This is a genomic window from Paraburkholderia sp. MM5477-R1, from assembly GCF_050436385.1.
GTDB classification, from domain to species: domain Bacteria; phylum Pseudomonadota; class Gammaproteobacteria; order Burkholderiales; family Burkholderiaceae; genus Paraburkholderia; species Paraburkholderia tuberum.
The window spans coordinates 148,653-163,799 of record NZ_JBNDMC010000008.1; the positions used below are offsets into that span (position 1 = coordinate 148,653).

Annotated in this window: 14 protein-coding genes and 1 pseudogene; 6 read left to right on the forward strand and 9 right to left on the reverse strand. The window is 63.4% G+C overall.

The annotated features are described in order from the left end of the window. Nucleotides 1-54 precede the first annotated feature (54 nt). From OKW35_RS42430 to OKW35_RS42440, 3 genes and pseudogenes are all read left to right on the forward strand, one after another. Complete coding sequence (locus OKW35_RS42430; protein WP_184008450.1) at nucleotides 55-942, forward strand: DMT family transporter; 888 nt, start codon at nucleotides 55-57, stop codon at nucleotides 940-942. A 156-nt stretch (nucleotides 943-1,098) separates the two neighbouring features. Next, a pseudogene (locus OKW35_RS42435) lies at nucleotides 1,099-1,467 on the forward strand (hypothetical protein); the annotation flags it as partial. Nucleotides 1,468-1,543: 76 nt separating this feature from the next. Next, the gene (locus tag OKW35_RS42440; RefSeq protein WP_429493779.1) at nucleotides 1,544-2,131 is read left to right on the forward strand and encodes an N-acetyltransferase family protein; all 588 of its coding nucleotides are present in this window, start codon (nucleotides 1,544-1,546) and stop codon (nucleotides 2,129-2,131) included. Here the strand turns inward: OKW35_RS42440 and OKW35_RS42445 are convergent. The 9 genes from OKW35_RS42445 to garD form a co-directional block, all read right to left on the reverse strand. Then, complete coding sequence (locus tag OKW35_RS42445) at nucleotides 2,128-2,682, reverse strand: putative glycolipid-binding domain-containing protein (protein ID WP_026225863.1); 555 nt, start codon at nucleotides 2,680-2,682, stop codon at nucleotides 2,128-2,130. The genes OKW35_RS42440 and OKW35_RS42445 overlap by 4 nt on opposite strands. Nucleotides 2,683-2,931: 249 nt before the next feature. After that, the gene (locus tag OKW35_RS42450; RefSeq protein ID WP_184067077.1) at nucleotides 2,932-4,143 is read right to left on the reverse strand and encodes a porin; all 1,212 of its coding nucleotides are present in this window, start codon (nucleotides 4,141-4,143) and stop codon (nucleotides 2,932-2,934) included. Between the two features lie 77 nt (nucleotides 4,144-4,220). Beyond that, nucleotides 4,221-5,573 carry a TRAP transporter large permease gene (locus OKW35_RS42455; RefSeq protein ID WP_429353877.1) on the reverse strand — a complete coding sequence of 451 codons (1,353 nt, stop codon included), beginning with the start codon at nucleotides 5,571-5,573 and terminating at the stop codon, nucleotides 4,221-4,223. A gap of 13 nt (nucleotides 5,574-5,586) precedes the next feature. Then, a complete protein-coding gene (locus tag OKW35_RS42460) occupies nucleotides 5,587-6,096 on the reverse strand; it encodes a TRAP transporter small permease (RefSeq protein ID WP_035470962.1) in 510 nt (169 codons plus the stop codon). 177 nt (nucleotides 6,097-6,273) lie between these two features. Then, nucleotides 6,274-7,266, reverse strand: coding sequence for a TRAP transporter substrate-binding protein (locus tag OKW35_RS42465; protein ID WP_429555209.1), 993 nt, complete (start codon nucleotides 7,264-7,266; stop codon nucleotides 6,274-6,276). A gap of 318 nt (nucleotides 7,267-7,584) precedes the next feature. Continuing rightward, nucleotides 7,585-7,851 carry a hypothetical protein gene (locus OKW35_RS42470; protein ID WP_429555210.1) on the reverse strand — a complete coding sequence of 89 codons (267 nt, stop codon included), beginning with the start codon at nucleotides 7,849-7,851 and terminating at the stop codon, nucleotides 7,585-7,587. 27 nt (nucleotides 7,852-7,878) lie between these two features. Continuing rightward, the gene (locus tag OKW35_RS42475) at nucleotides 7,879-8,808 is read right to left on the reverse strand and encodes an SMP-30/gluconolactonase/LRE family protein (RefSeq protein WP_429555211.1); all 930 of its coding nucleotides are present in this window, start codon (nucleotides 8,806-8,808) and stop codon (nucleotides 7,879-7,881) included. Next, a complete protein-coding gene (locus OKW35_RS42480) occupies nucleotides 8,805-9,671 on the reverse strand; it encodes an NAD-dependent epimerase/dehydratase family protein (protein WP_429555212.1) in 867 nt (288 codons plus the stop codon). The genes OKW35_RS42475 and OKW35_RS42480 overlap by 4 nt, the downstream gene beginning before the upstream one ends. A gap of 100 nt (nucleotides 9,672-9,771) precedes the next feature. After that, entirely contained in the window at nucleotides 9,772-11,361 is a 1,590-nt protein-coding gene (gene garD / locus OKW35_RS42485; RefSeq protein ID WP_184067062.1) for a galactarate dehydratase, read from the reverse strand. A 255-nt stretch (nucleotides 11,362-11,616) separates the two neighbouring features. Between garD and kdgD the strand changes: the two genes are divergently transcribed. From kdgD to OKW35_RS42500, 3 genes are all read left to right on the forward strand, one after another. Further along, the gene (gene kdgD, locus OKW35_RS42490; protein WP_090806087.1) at nucleotides 11,617-12,534 is read left to right on the forward strand and encodes a 5-dehydro-4-deoxyglucarate dehydratase; all 918 of its coding nucleotides are present in this window, start codon (nucleotides 11,617-11,619) and stop codon (nucleotides 12,532-12,534) included. A 189-nt stretch (nucleotides 12,535-12,723) separates the two neighbouring features. After that, nucleotides 12,724-14,082, forward strand: a complete 1,359-nt coding sequence (locus OKW35_RS42495; protein WP_090806089.1) for an MFS transporter — start codon at nucleotides 12,724-12,726, stop codon at nucleotides 14,080-14,082. A gap of 221 nt (nucleotides 14,083-14,303) precedes the next feature. After that, nucleotides 14,304-15,047, forward strand: a complete 744-nt coding sequence (locus OKW35_RS42500; protein WP_184049998.1) for a FadR/GntR family transcriptional regulator — start codon at nucleotides 14,304-14,306, stop codon at nucleotides 15,045-15,047. Nucleotides 15,048-15,147: the final 100 nt, after the last annotated feature.

The following is a 15,147-nucleotide window of genomic DNA, read 5'->3' on the forward strand; positions in this document are numbered from 1 at the left end:
CGTTTACGGCCGCGGCGCGCATCATGAGACTCTTTCAGCGCAGGGATGTTTGCCATGGACAAAACCACCAACGGCTGGCTCAGCGGTTTCGCGGGCGTGCTGATTTTCAGCGGCTCGCTGCCGGCCACGCGGCTTGCCGTGCAGGGCCTCGATCCGGTGTTTCTGACCGTGGCGCGCGCGACGATCGCGGGCATCCTTGGTCTGCTGCTGTTGCTGGTGTTCCGCGAGACCCGCCCGGAGCGGCGCGATCTGCTGCCGCTCGTCGTGGTCGCGCTCGGCGTCGTGGTCGGCTTTCCTTTGCTGACCGCGCTCGCGCTGCGTCATGTGAGCGCCGCGCATGCGGTCGTGTTCATCGGCCTGCTGCCGCTCGCCACCGCGATCTTCGGCGTGTTGCGCGGCGGCGAGCGGCCGCAGCCGGCGTTCTGGCTGTTCTCGGCGCTCGGCAGCGCGGCGGTGGCCGCGTTCGCGCTGCGTCACGGCATCGACGCCTCGCCGCTCGGCGACGCGCTGATGCTCGCGGCGATCGTCGTGTGCGGGCTGGGCTACGCGGAAGGCGCGCGGTTGTCGCGTCATCTCGGCGGCTGGCAGGTGATTTCGTGGGCGCTCGTGCTGTCGCTGCCGTTGATGCTGCCGCTCGCATGGTGGACGCGGCCCGTGTCGTTCGACGGTGTCGGCGCCGCCGCGCTGTGGGGACTCGCGTACGTGTCGCTGTTCAGCATGCTGATCGGCTTCGTGTTCTGGTATCGCGGGCTCGCGCTCGGCGGCATCGCGGCGGTCGGCCAACTGCAGCTGCTGCAGCCGTTTTTCGGGCTGCTGCTCGCCGGCGTGCTGCTGCACGAGCAGGTACCGCCATCGATGATCATCGTCACCGTGATCGTGGTCGCCTGCGTGGCTGGCGCACGGCATTTTTCGCGCGCCGCGCCGGTGCGGCGGCCGGTCTGACGCGGCTCGACCGTCGCACGGCGAACAGACTTTTTCAGGATCGAATTGCGCGAACCGTGGATCGATCTGTCATCATTTCGCAGATTGGCACAACCAGCGCCCCGCGCCGCGTTCCGTCGTGGCCCGAGCGACTGCGCGCAAACCGGTGAGCTTCATGAACCGAGCGTCGCTGACGGCTCCTCGCCGCGCGACGCCGCGCTCGCCCAATCGCTCGAACTCGAGATCGGCGCGATCCGGCACTTGTATGAACTCGCGCGCTCGCCGGCCTTCGCGCGCGTCGCCGAGCGCATGGCGAACGCCGATGCGGTCTACATCCTCGGCATCCAATCGACGCGCGGCATCAGCAACGCGTTCTACAGCTATCTCGAATACATCCGCCCGCGCGTGTTCTATTCGGACGGCATGTCGGGTTCCTACGTCGATTCGCTGAACTCGGCGGTCGTCGAACGGCGTGGACCGGCTATCGACGAACGCGTGGCGCGTAATCGCGAGCTGCAGAGCGAGTTCGATCAATTCGATCTTTGACCCGCTTCAAATCCGCCCCGGCGACAGGCATAGTGAAGACTTCCGCCAAACTGCGCCCGCCACGACAGGACCCCGCATGAGTTCACCCCGCCCTGCGCTCGACGCCCCGCTGATCCGCGACGCCAGCGAAGCCGACCTCCCCGCGATCCAGGCGATCTACGCGCATCACGTGCTGACCGGTGTCGCGTCGTTCGAAGAAACCCCGCCGTCCGTCGACGATCTGCGCGCGCGGCTCGCAAGCGTGCGCAGCCACGGACTGCCATATATGGTCGCGGAGATCGACGGCGACGTGGCCGGCTATTGCTATGCGACGCCGTATCGCCCGCGCGCCGCCTATCGCAACACGATCGAAGACTCGATCTACGTCAACGACGCGTATCGCGGACGCGGCATCGGACGCGTGCTGCTGCAGGCGCTGATCGAACGTTGCGAGACCGGACCGTGGCGTCAGATGATCGCGGTGATCGCCGATGGCGGCAGCGGCGGCTCACTGTCGTTGCACGCGCAACTCGGCTTCGAGCTGACCGGCACGTTGAAGGCTGTCGGCTACAAGCACGGCCGCTGGCTCGACACGACGCTGATGCAACGCCCGCTCGGCCGCGGCGCATCGACTGGGCCCGACGACGACTCGAACGCAGCAGGCGACGCCGAACGCACAACCTAACGCGCGCGCGGCAAACGCGTGAACAAGGTCGGATAGTCGATCACGAGACCATCGCTATCCACGCGCAAATTGGCGGTGAACTCGCGAAAAATGCCTTCGTAGCGGTACTCGCCATTCAACTCGATGCACGTGTAGGCCTGCTCGGCGCGCGTGACCTGCAAGTCCGGCGTCGAGATATACGCGACTTCGATCGGCTGACGTTCGCCTTGCGCCAGTTGCAGCCGACGGATCGGCAACGTATTGGTGTACGGCGTCGCCGCGATATCGATGTCGATACAGCCTTCGATCGCGCTGAGCGCGAGGCCGTGCCCGTCGTGCCAGTGGCCGTCGCCATCGCCATGCAGCTCCAGCTCGCCACCGCCGACGATCTTCAGCCGCGCGTAGCGCGTGCGCCAGCGCGCGTCGCAGCGCACAGCGTAATGCAGCCCGTACGCCTTGCCGTAGCGCTGCCCGACCACGACGCTTTCAACGGCGAAGCCATCGTCGCGCGCATCGAATACCAGATGTTCGATGCCATCGCCCTCTTCCGAAGCCCATCGTAATTCACGCATCGGCGTCTCCTCGCGAAACGGCGCAGGAAAGCGCGCCGGGCTCTCATCGTAACGCGAAAGCCCGCGCGCGAGGCACTCCCAACCCAGATCTGGCACCGCTGGCGAGACCAGCGCCTGCGATGCATCAAAATGAAGCATCCAAAAAAAAGCTGCGCACGTAATGTGCGCAGCTTTGCGAGACTGACGACGCGAAAAAAAACGCGTCGGTGTGGCGGCAAAACAACGTGCCGCCACGTATTCAGTAACTGTTTAGAACTTGTGGATGATACCCACGCCAACCGCGGTCTGGCTGCGCGACGAGGACGGCGAACCGTTCTGGCCGTCACCGATGCTTGCCACTGCGTTGATGATGGACTTGCCGTTGCCCGACAGCGTCTGGCCGCTAGCGCGCTGATACGCTTCGAGTGCGTACAGGCCGGTGCGCTTGGACAGCGAGTAGTACTGCGACAGGTTGAACTGGCTGTAGCTAGCCGTGCTCTGAATGCCGTTCGACGAGGTTGCACGGGTGTAGCTATAGCCAGCGGCCAGGTCCAGCACCGAGATCGGCTTCCAGTGCAGCACTGCGCCACCGGTATTCCAGATCTGCGTGTCGTGGAACAGCGAAGCCTGGCCCGCAGCGTATTGAACGTTCGAGTATGCGAACGAAACGTCCCACTGCGAGTTGAACGCGTAACCACCCGTCACCGCAATGCGCTGCTGCTTCGCTGCGGTCTGGAAGCCGTTGTTGATTGCCGAGACGGACGGCTGCGAGCCGTTGTTCGACGCCGTGGAATTCCACGCGGGGGTGCCAACGGTCGCCGCGTTGTCAATGCGCTGGATACCTGCCGCGAGACCGATCGGGCCGTTCAGGTACTGTGCCGCAACGCTCCAGGTTTGGCCGGCTGCGAAGCTGCCCGCGTTGCCGCCCAGTGCGTACGAACCGCTAACCGTCAGACCGGCAAAGCTCGGCGACGTATAAACCAGTTGGTTGTTCACCCGGAACGTCGTATCCAGCGAGTCGATATCACCCGGGTGCGCACCGTATGCACCGGTCAGCCACGTGGTCGGGCTATACGGCGAGAGCAGCGTGTAGTACGAGGTGTACCCGCGGCCTGCCGTCACCGTACCGAACTGAGCGTTCGTCAGACCGACCCATGCCTGGCGGTTGAATGCCAGACCCGACACACTTTGCGCGCCAGTTGCGCTGTTAAAGCCTTCTTCCAACTGGAAAATCGTCTTCGTGCCGCCACCCAGATCTTCCGAGCCCTTCAAACCGAAACGGCTGCCTGCCCAGATGCCGTTGATCATCTTGACTTGCGAGTTGCCAGCGACGGTCTGCGGTTTCGCCGCCGTGGTCAGCGACGCCGAACTGTTCTGCCAACCCAGGCCCGTATCGACGATACCGTAAAGCGTCACGCTGCTTTGCGCATGTGCGCCCAGGGCGACCAACCCCAAGGCAGAAGCTAAGAGAGTCTTTTTCATTGTTACTCCTCTGTTAAAAACTTTCTAATGCGGCCTATGCGAGCGCCGCTGAGTGTGGGTAAGACGTTTTATTTGGATCAGAACACCGGGTGACCGTTGATGATGCTCGGCAACCAGGTCGAGAACCACGGGACATAGGTGACAATATTGATGGCCGAGAAGATAGCGAGGTAATACGGCCAAGCCACCTTAGTAGTTTCCCCTATCGACACATTGCCAATTGCGCAACCAATGAACTGCACCGAGCCAATCGGCGGATGCACGAGACCCAATGCGCAGTTCAGCAGAATCATGATGCCGAACTGAACCGGGCCCACCCCGTTGTGCATGGCCATCGGCAGGAACAGCGGGGTTGTGATCAGGATGTGCGCCGCCATGTCGACGAACGTACCGAGGAACACCTGAATCACGTTGATGTACAACAACATCAGCCACGGCAGCGAGGTCGCGCCGTCGAGCATGCGCTCGATCGCCTCCGGGATCTCCAGATAGGCCATCTGGTAGCGCAGCATGTTCGACACACCGATCAGCAGCAGCACCACGCCGGTCGTTTTCGCGGCCTTGCCGAGCGCATGGCCGAGCTTCTTCATCGACAGCGAGCGATACACGACGATGGTCAATATCAGCGAATAACCCACGGCGATCGCGGCCGCCTCCGTCGCGGTGGCGATACCGCGCGCCACGCAGAACAGAATGATCGCGATGACCATCAGACCCGGCACCGCGCCGATGAACGTGCGCAGCACCGCCATCCAGCCCGGGAAACGCTGCAGTTCGGTCGAACCGTCGGGACGGCGCGGATAGCCGAACTTGACGGCCTGCCAGTAAGCGGCGATCAGCACGAGGCCCATCACCCACAGCACCGGCAACAGACCCGAGAACAGCAGATCGCCGATCGACACGCCGCTCATCTGCTTGCCGTTCAGCACGCCGCTCACGCCTTGCGCGGCGAACGCGTAGATGATCATGTTGGTCGACGTCGGCATCAGCGCGCCGGCGAGCGACGAGTGCGTGGTCACGTTGACCGCGTATGCGGCGCTATAACCTTCGCGCTTCATCAGCGGGATCACGACACCGCCCATGGCCGACGTATCCGCGGTCGGCGAACCCGACACGCCGCCGAACAGCGTACAGGCGACCACGTTGGCCATGCCGAGGCCACCGCGGAAATGGCCGACCGAGGCCTGCGCGAAACGCAGGATGCGGTCAGCGATGCCGCCGTGGAGCATCAGCTCGCCGGAGAAGATGAAGAACGGGACCGCGAGGAACGAGAAACCGTTCATGCCCGAGATCATCGACTGCATTGCGGTCGCGGTCGGCAAGCCTTCGAACAGGTACGTCAGAACGCAGGACAGGCCCAACGCGAATGAAACCGGAACCCCGAGGAAGAGGAAGATTAGAAAACTGGCGGTAAGAAGGGCAAGTTCCATGATGGTTCTACTTTTATTCCGTGGCGGAGAGTTCGAGCGCCGGCTCTTCCCGTTTCCCCGCGAAGAGTTCGAGCAGATGCTCGATCGAGAACAACGCGATGCACACACTCGCGAAGATCGGGATGCAGTAGCGCACGCCTTCCGGCACGCCGATGATCGGAATGCGGTCGCCCATCGTGGTTTCCGCCATCTCGAGGCAACCGACGAAGACCGCCACCGCGAAAGCGACCAGACACAGGTGCTGAATCCCTTTCGCGATCACCTGGCCTTTCTCGGGCAATTTCTTGACGAGCGAGTCGAGTCCGATGTGACCGCCCTCGCGAACCTTCAGCGCGGCGCCGAACATCGCGATCAGGATCACCAGCAGCAATGCGATGGGCTCAACGAAATCGGGCGCGTCGCTAAACACGTAGCGCATCACCACGCTATAAATCACGAGCAGGCAAAGCACGGCGAGGCTAAGCGACGCCACGACCAGCAGCACGCGAAAAAGAAAATCATTTGGGCGTTTCAGGAAACTCATGACCCTGTCCTTGCTTACGACCGACCTATGCTTGAGATTCAGCCGTCCCGATGCGACACGATCCGCACGCGCGCGCGAAATCGCGCGGCGGAAGGTCTCGCGAGTTTCCTCGCGGGACCATTCACGCCGCTGTTGCGACAAGCGTTGCTATTGCTGATTGCGTCCGGGACGCGTGACTTACTTGATTGCTTCGATCTCGTCGACGATCTGCTTCATTTGCGGGGTCTTTTCGTACTTCGCCCACACAGGCTGCATCACCTTCACGAAAGCCGCGCGGTCGATCTGCGAAGCCGCGATGACCGTTGCGCCACCCTTCGTGACGGCCTTCTGTGCGTCGGCTTCGCGCGCGGTCCACAGCTTCTCGTAGTAAGGCACCGAGTCAGCCGCGGCCTTCTTGATGATCTGCTGCTCTTGCGGCGACAGCGTGTCCCAAACCTTCTTCGAGAACACCAGCACTTCCGGCGTCATCGAATGCTGGGTCTCCGAGTAGATCTGAGCGACTTCGAAGTGCTTGGTTTCTTCGTACGACCGCAGGTTGTTTTCGGCGCCGTCGACGAGGCCGGTCTTCAGGCCCGTATAGACTTCCGAGAACGGCATCGGGGTCGGCGTGCCGCCCATTGCCTTGATTTCGTCGACCATCAGGTCGGACGGCTGCACGCGGACCTTCAGCCCCTTCATGTCAGCCGGCGACTTGATCGCCTTCTTCGCGTACATCGAGCGTGCGCCGCTCTCGTAGAACGTCAGTGCGATCATGCCCTTCGCGGTGAAGGCGTCGAGGATCTTCTGGCCTTCCGGGCCGTACATGACCTTGCGGAAATGGTCGACGTCGCGGAACAGGAACGGCAGCGACGGGATCATCGATTCCGGCACGATTTCGTTGAACGCAGCACCGTTGGCACGGGCCATGTCGAGCGCGCCGATACGGACCTGGTCGATCGTGTCGTTTTCCGAACCGAGCGCGCTGTTGCCGAACACCTTCACGGAGTCCTTGCCGCCGGTCGCCTTGCTGATCTCCTCGCCCATGTACTTCACGGCCATGTTGGTCGGGAAGGTGTCGCCGTGCACATCGGCGACGCGGAACACGCGCGCTTCAGCCGACATCGTGCTGAACGCCAACGCCGCGGCCGCGACGATCATCGAAATATGGGAAGAGGCAAACTTCTTGTTCATCGTGACATTCCTTGAAAAATAGACCATCCCAGCAACAGCGGATGTGACATGGTTTTGACGCGTCTCCGGCTTCACGCTCACTGCCTTCGCAGGTGCGGGCGTTGGCCGTACTGGCTGTGCGACTTCCCCGGCACAGTTGACCCAGCACTCCAGTCGACAACTCGACTACTTACTTCAATCACGCCGGCCGGCTTCGGACATGCATGCCGCATCGACCGCGGCGGCACGAATGCCTTGAAAACCCACCGAATTGCACTGTCACACGAACACAGAAAGCCATTTGTTTGGACTTATATGTTGTACGACAACATACGAAGTCTATAAAAGGGGTTTTATCTTGTACAGACGGTATTTACCCGCATCAAGAAAAGCGCCGGTACGGATGACCGGCGTGGCATGCCACAGGGTCCCGCGCCGTCCGGCATTGGCTGGGGACGGAATCGGTACAGTCTGCGGAGCTGTGGTATTTTTGCTGAAGAAATACGTGGCGGCGTGGTCTTCACACAACACGTTGTACGACGAGTGACAAATAAAGGGCCATACGAATGGTCCTGAAAAATCAAAACGCCGGGAGAAAAACTTCATCCCGGCGCATGCTTCATGCAAGCAACGTTACAGTTGCCCTGCGAATTCGGGCTCAGGCAGCCCGCTCACGCCGGGCCGCAGCGCGAACACGTGGCCGTCGTGCTCGCTCGCGCCGTTGGCGGGACGAATCGAGGTGACGAACAGCGTATCGAGATCGCGGCCGCCGAACGCGCACATGGCAGGCTTGATGGCCGGCACCGGAACCTGCCGGTCGAGCTTGCCCTGCGGCGTAAAACGCAGCAGCAGACCGGCGTCGTTCGCGCAGATCCAGTAGCAGCCGTCGGCATCGACCGCCGCGCCGTCCGGACGGCCCGAATAGTGATGCAGGTCGGCGAACACGCGGCGGTTGCGCGGCTCACCGCTGTCGACGTCGTAGTCGAACGCCCAGATCAGCCGGCGCAGCGGATGCGAGTCGGACAGATACATCGTCGTGCCGTCCGGCGACCAGCCCAGGCCGTTCTGCGTGATCAGCGAATCGACGACCGGCGCTGACAGCACGCCCTTCTCGTCGAAGCGGTACAGCGCGCCGCCCGGGATCGCCGCGGCCATGTCCATCACCATCGTGCCGGCCCAGAAACGCCCTTGCCGGTCGCAGCGGCCGTCGTTGAAACGCATTCCGCCGTGCGGGAATTCAGGCGCCGCGAGCTCGCGCAGCGACGCTGTCAGCGGCTCGCCGCTCGCCGCTTTCGACGCGTCTGCGAGCGAGACCGCGAACAACCCGGTCTCGCAGCCGGCGAGCACGGTGCCGGCGTGATCGAACGCGATGCAGGCAACCTGTTCCGGCAGCAGCCATTCGCTGCGCTTGCCTGTCTCGAGCGAACCGCGCACGATCTTTTTCGCCGGAATGTCGACCCAGTACAGCGCCTGCTCGGCCGCGCGCCAGACCGGGCTTTCACCGGTGGCCGCGGGCAACGGACCGGCCGCTTCGAAGCGCTCCACTTGCGGATTCGCGCTCATTGCTTAGGCTCCCGCTTAGGCTCCCGCTTCGGCTCCATCGGACCGGCTAGCACGAACGGGCCGCCCTGGTACAGCTGGGTCGGGTCGTCGAAGCGCGTGTCGGGGGCGCTCGGCGGGAACAGGTGTTCGAACTGCGCCGAGCTGTCTTGCGGACGGTAGCCGAGAAACGCGGCGTTCGTGTTGTCGACCCACGAGATGCGGTTGTTCGACACGCCGTAGACGATCGCGTGACCGACGCGGTTCGTGAACAGCGAGCAGCGCACGAGCTCGATGAAATCGCGGTAGCTCAGATACGTGACGAGCATGCGCGCGGTCTTCGGCTGCTCGAACGACGAGCCGATCCGCAAACACACGGTCTCGAGACCGAAGCGGTCGAAGTAGTAGCGCGACAGCGATTCGCCGAAACACTTCGTCACGCCGTACATGCCGTCCGGACGCAGCGGCACTTCGGTATCGAGAACCGACGTGACCGGATGGAAACCCACCGCGTGATTCGAGCTCGCGTAGATGATGCGCTTCACGCCATGCTTTTGCGCCGACGAGTACACGTTGTAGAGGCCGCGGATGTTCGCTTCGAGCAGGTCTTCGAACGGCGCTTCGACGGAGATGCCGCCGAGATGCACCACCGCGTCCACGCCTTCGAGCAGCGCGTGCACGGCTGCTTCATCGGCGAGATTGACGACGGCCGCTTCCTCGTGCGCGGCGACTTCGCCGAGCGCAGCGATATCGGACACGCGCACGATGTCGGCCCATTGCGCGAGCGCGGGACGCAGTTGCTTGCCGAGGTTGCCCGCGGCGCCGGTGAGCAGCAGACGGCGGAAGGGTTTCTTTGCCGCGGAGCGGTCAACGTTCAAATCGGTCATGTCTCTTGGATGTTGTGATTGCGAGCGGGTCTTCTGAATGGAAAAGCGAGCGCCGGCTGGACCGGCGCTCGCCTGAGTATTGACGGGGCACGGTGCCTGCTCAGGTCACCGGCGCCGGGTTGAACAGCGTCAACGCATTGTGCAGTCCCAGCTTCTCCGCGCAGGTTTCCTTGCGGCCGCTCGCGACTTCGAGCATCAGGCGGAACAGTTCCCAGCCCACCTCCTCGATGCTGGACTGGCCGGTCGCGATCGTGCCGGCGTTGATGTCCATCAGATCGTGCCAGCGACGCGCGAGGTCCGAACGCGTCGCGACCTTGATGACCGGTACTTCGGCGAGGCTGTACGGCGTGCCGCGGCCGGTCGTGAACACGTGCAGCGTGATGCCCGAGGCGACCTGCAGCGTGCCGCAGATGAAGTCGCTGGCCGGTGTGGCCGCGTAGATCAGGCCCTTCTGGTTGACCTTCTCACCCGGCGACAGCACGCCGGAGATCGCCGAGTTGCCCGACTTGATGATCGAGCCCATCGCCTTTTCGACGATGTTCGACAGGCCGCCCTTTTTGTTGCCGGGCGTCGTGTTCGCGCTGCGGTCCGCGCCGCCGCGCTTCAGGTAATCGTCGTACCACTGCATCTCGCGGATGATCGCCTGTGCGACGTCCGCATTGGCCGCGCGCGCGGTCAATTGATCGACGCCGTCGCGCACTTCGGTGACTTCCGAGAACATCACGGTCGCGCCGGCGCGCACCAGCAGATCCGTTGCGAATCCGACGGCCGGGTTCGCGGTCAGGCCCGAGAACGCGTCGCTACCGCCGCACTGCACGCCGATCACCAGATCCGACGCCGGACAGGTTTCGCGACGGCGGTTGTTCAGGCGCTTCAGATGCCCTTCGGCCATCCTCATGATCGACGTGATCATCGACTGGAAGCCGACGTGCGATTCGTCCTGCAACACCACGACGTCGCCGTTCTGCTCCAGCGCGACATCACCGATGTCCGCGACGTCGTCGACGACCGCCGCCGCCGCGATCGGAATCGTTCCCGGCGGCATCAGACGCTCGGGCTGCAGCTTCTCGCAGCCGAGGCTCACCATCATCACTTCGCCGCCGAAGTTCGGGTTCAGCGCGATGTTGCGCACGGTGCGGATGGGCACCATCGCGTCGGGCGCGTCGATCGCGACGCCGCAGCCGTAAGTGTGACCGAGGCTGACGACATCGTCGACATTCGGATATTTCGGCAGCAGCTCGGCCTTGATGCGCGTGACCGCGTGTTGCACGACGTCGGCGACGCACTGCACGGTGGTCGTGATCGCGAGGATGTTGCGCGTGCCCACCGAGCCGTCCGAGTTACGGTAGCCCTCGAACGTATAGCCTTCGAGCGGCGGCATGTCCGGCGCTTTGGTGGTGGCGATCGGCAGGTCTTCGAGTCCCGGGGGGCTCGGCATGCGGATCACGTGTTCGTTGATCCAGCTGCCCTTCGGCAGCGGCTTCAGCGCATAACCGATCACGACGTTATAGCGGATGACCTCGTCGCCCTCGGCGAGATCGGCCACCGCGACCTTGTGGCCCTGCGGCACACGCTCGCGCAGCCTGAGGCCATCGGCAAATACCGCGCCCTCGCCCAGACCGCCGTCGTTGACGACGATCGCGACATTGTCATTGGGATGAACGCGGATGTAGAGCGGAGTTTGTTCCATTGATCGATCCTTGAGGCGTGATAGACCTGCTTCGCCATTAATCATACGTCATCCTACAACGCGAAGTTTCGCCCGGATGTTCCGTATTTACCCTATAGCGTGAATTATGCCGTGAAAACCCCGTTGAGTTACCGGATTTGTTGTTGTACGATGACGTATAAGAAATCTGATTTCCAAAGATTTTCTACTAGTACGACGTCCGTTGTACTGGTTGGAACCAACAACGACCCAATCCGACGCCTGGATACTTTGATCATGACGACACCGCAGGAACTCAAGCAGATCGTTTCGGAAGGCCTCCTGTCCTTCCCCGTCACCGACTTCGACGCTAAAGGCGACTTCCGCGCCGACACCTACGCAGAGCGTCTCGAATGGCTCGCTCCGTACGGCGCATCGGCGCTGTTCGTCGCCGGCGGCACGGGCGAATTCTTCTCGCTGACGCAAGACGACTACACGCAAGTAGTCAAGACCGCGGTCGAGGTCTGCAAGGGCAAGGTACCGATCCTCGCCGGCGCCGGCGGCCCGACCCGCGTGGCGATCGCCTACGCGAAGGAAGCGCAGCGCCTCGGCGCGCACGGCATCCTGCTGATGCCGCACTACCTGACCGAAGCAAGCCAGGACGGTATCGCCGAGCACGCCGAAGAGGTCTGCAAGGCTGTTCCGGGCATGGGCATGATCATCTACAACCGCGCGAACTCGAAGCTCAACGCCGACATGCTCGAGCGTCTGGCAGACCGTTGCCCGAACCTGATCGGCTTCAAGGACGGCGTGGGCGAGATCGAAAACATGGTGACGATCCGCCGCCGCCTCGGCGAGCGCTTCTCGTACCTCGGCGGCCTGCCGACCGCGGAAGTCTACGCTGCCGCCTACAAGGCGCTGGGCGTGCCGGTGTACTCGTCGGCGGTGTTCAACTTCATTCCGAAGACCGCGATGGACTTCTACCGCGCGATCGCCGCTGACGACCACGCGACGGTCGGCAAGCTGATCGACGAATTCTTCCTGCCGTACCTGAAGATCCGCAACCGCCGTGCCGGCTACGCGGTCAGCATCGTCAAGGCTGGCGCGAAGCTGGTCGGCCACGACGCAGGTCCGGTGCGCGCACCGCTGACCGATCTGACGCCGGAAGAAATGGAACAGCTCGACGCGCTGATCAAGAAGCTCGGACCGCAGTAAGGCACCGGCGTCAGGGCTTCGAGCGAAGTAGCTCGCGAGCCTCATCGATGAGGGCCGCCTAGACGGCCGCGTGGCGAACGCCCGGCACAGCAACGTTGCCGGGCGTTCGTGTGTTTGCCCGACAGGCAGGTGGTCTGCGGGCCACCCGTTGTGCAGACTACACCTCGCCCGACAATACAGGAGATGACCATGGACTTGAGCCGCTCGGCCAGTTCCACCGACGCCGCTGCTAGCGCGGCACGCACCAAGGTCCGCTACGGGATCCTGCTGCTGATCTTTGTGATCACCACCCTCAACTACGCCGACCGCGCGACGCTGTCCGTCACCGGTTCCGCAATGCGCACCGCGTTCAGCCTCGACGCGATCCGCATGGGCTATATCTTTTCCGCATTCAGCTGGGCTTACGTGCTGTCGCAACTGCCGGCCGGCTGGCTGCTCGACCGTTTCGGCGCGCGCCGCGTGTACGCGGCGAGCATCTTCTCGTGGTCGCTATTCACGCTGCTGCAGAGCTCGGTCGGCCTGCTCGGCAGCGCCGGTGCGGCGATTACCGGCCTGTTCGCGCTGCGCTTCGTGATGGGCGCGGCCGAGTCGCCGGCGTTCCCGGCGAACGCGAAGGTCGTCGCGAGCTGGTTCCCGACCAACGAGCGCGGCACCGCGTCGGCGATCTTCAACGCCGCGCAATACTTCGCCGCGGTGGTGTTCACGCCGCTGATGGCGTGGCTCACGCACGCGTTCGGGTGGGAAATGGTCTACGTCGTACTGGGCGTGGCCGGGCTGCTGCTCGCGCTGACGTGGCTGAAGGTCATGAAGAATCCCGCCGACCATCCGCGCGTGTCGCGCGCCGAGCTCGAGTACATCGAGCAAGGCGGCGGCCTCGTCAGCGGTGCGCGCAAGACGCACCCGGACGATGTTTCGAAGGCCGGCGGCTGGACGCTCGTGCGTCAGTTGCTCAGCAACCGCATGCTGCTCGGCGTCTATCTCGCGCAGTACTGCATCAACGTGCTGACCTACTTCTTCCTGACGTGGTTTCCGATCTACCTCGTGCAGGCGCGCGGCATGACGATCCTGCATGCGGGCCTCGTGGCCTCGCTGCCGGCGATCTGCGGCTTTCTCGGCGGGGTGCTCGGCGGCGTGCTGTCGGACGGAATGATCCGCCGCGGCTGTTCGCTGACCGTCGCGCGCAAGGTGCCGATCGTCGGCGGCATGCTGCTGTCGACCTGCATCATCGGCTGCAACTACGTGTCGACCGACTGGGTCGTCGTCGCGCTGATGTCGCTCGCGTTCTTCGGCAAGGGCATCGGCGCGCTCGGCTGGGCGGTCGTCGCCGATACGTCGCCGAAGGAAGCGCTCGGCTTGTCCGGCGGGATCTTCAACATGTTCGGCAACATCGCCGGCATCGTGACGCCGATCGTGATCGGTTATCTCGTCGCCCGCACGGGCTCGTTCAACGGCGCGCTGGTGTTCGTCGGCGCGAACGCGCTTCTGACCGTGATCAGCTATCTGGTGATCGTCAAGGACATCCGGCGGGTCGAGTTGCGTCCGGCGTGAGCCCGTTATAGGCTGGGTTATCGTCGCGGTTATCGTACTTCCGGCCGACCGACCCGGCGCCTCGCGCGATCTATTCGCGCCGAGGCGCCAAACTTCGGGCCTGCGCCGATATACGTGACATTTGCGCCGGAAACGAGCCGGCCTTCTATAATCAGTCGTCAGACGACGATATAATAAAAATGCACGATTCCCAGCGATCTTTCAAACAAGGAGCGTTTTCGATGGCTACACCACTAGCATCCGCGGCACCGCCACGACGCGCTCGCAATCTTGCCGAGTTCGTCGTCAACTACGTCACCGAGCAGATCGCGGCCAACTTGCTGAAGCCGGGCGACAAACTCCCCACCGAATCGCAGCTGATGAGCACACTCAGCGTGAGCCGCACGGTGATTCGCGAGGCGATCTCGCGCCTGCAGGCAGGCAAGGTCATCGAGACGCGGCACGGCATCGGCAGCTTCGTGCTCGAGCCGCAACGCGAAAAGCTCGGCATCGACATGGTGCCCGCCACCACGCTGCGCGACGTGCTGTGCATTCTGGAGCTGCGCATCAGCCTCGAAACCGAATGCGCCGGTCTCGCCGCGCAACGCGCGAAACCGGACGACCTCGCGCGCATGCGCACCGCGCTCGACGCGATCGAGGCCACGCGCCACAACGGGCTCGACAGCGTGCAGGCCGACCTGCAGTTCCACATCTCGGTCGCACGCGCAACCGGCAACCGCTATTTCGTCGACATACTGTCGCAAATGGGCAGCGCGCTGATTCCGCGCAACCGGCTCGACTCGGCCGGCATCGCGCGCGCCGATCCTGATGCGTATCTGTCGCTCGTGAACCTCGAGCATGAAAGCATCCTCGAGGCGATCAGCCGGCACGACGCCGAAGGCGCACGCGCGGCGATGCGCATGCATCTGTCGAATAGCCGCGAGCGGCTGCGTCGCGCGAATGAAGCGAGCGAAGCGAACAGCTGATTCTCACGAAGCTCGCGGGCGAAAAAAATGGCCGGGAATCTCCCGGCCATTTTTTTATCTTGCGATTGCGTCCGCCCTTCCCTTCGGTCCGCGCCCGGCC

Bases quoted from the DNA above. Each gene is read 5' to 3' on its own strand.
- OKW35_RS42430 (WP_184008450.1), top strand. From the start codon at position 55: ATGGACAAAACCACCAACGGCTGGCTCAGCGGTTTCGCGGGCGTGCTG.
- OKW35_RS42440 (WP_429493779.1), top strand. From the start codon at position 1,544: ATGAGTTCACCCCGCCCTGCGCTCGACGCCCCGCTGATCCGCGACGCC.
- OKW35_RS42445 (WP_026225863.1), bottom strand. From the start codon at position 2,682: ATGCGTGAATTACGATGGGCTTCGGAAGAGGGCGATGGCATCGAACAT.
- OKW35_RS42450 (WP_184067077.1), bottom strand. From the start codon at position 4,143: ATGAAAAAGACTCTCTTAGCTTCTGCCTTGGGGTTGGTCGCCCTGGGC.
- OKW35_RS42455 (WP_429353877.1), bottom strand. From the start codon at position 5,573: ATGGAACTTGCCCTTCTTACCGCCAGTTTTCTAATCTTCCTCTTCCTC.
- OKW35_RS42460 (WP_035470962.1), bottom strand. From the start codon at position 6,096: ATGAGTTTCCTGAAACGCCCAAATGATTTTCTTTTTCGCGTGCTGCTG.
- OKW35_RS42465 (WP_429555209.1), bottom strand. From the start codon at position 7,266: ATGAACAAGAAGTTTGCCTCTTCCCATATTTCGATGATCGTCGCGGCC.
- OKW35_RS42470 (WP_429555210.1), bottom strand. From the start codon at position 7,851: ATGAAGTTTTTCTCCCGGCGTTTTGATTTTTCAGGACCATTCGTATGG.
- OKW35_RS42475 (WP_429555211.1), bottom strand. From the start codon at position 8,808: ATGAGCGCGAATCCGCAAGTGGAGCGCTTCGAAGCGGCCGGTCCGTTG.
- OKW35_RS42480 (WP_429555212.1), bottom strand. From the start codon at position 9,671: ATGACCGATTTGAACGTTGACCGCTCCGCGGCAAAGAAACCCTTCCGC.
- garD (WP_184067062.1), bottom strand. From the start codon at position 11,361: ATGGAACAAACTCCGCTCTACATCCGCGTTCATCCCAATGACAATGTC.
- kdgD (WP_090806087.1), top strand. From the start codon at position 11,617: ATGACGACACCGCAGGAACTCAAGCAGATCGTTTCGGAAGGCCTCCTG.
- OKW35_RS42495 (WP_090806089.1), top strand. From the start codon at position 12,724: ATGGACTTGAGCCGCTCGGCCAGTTCCACCGACGCCGCTGCTAGCGCG.
- OKW35_RS42500 (WP_184049998.1), top strand. From the start codon at position 14,304: ATGGCTACACCACTAGCATCCGCGGCACCGCCACGACGCGCTCGCAAT.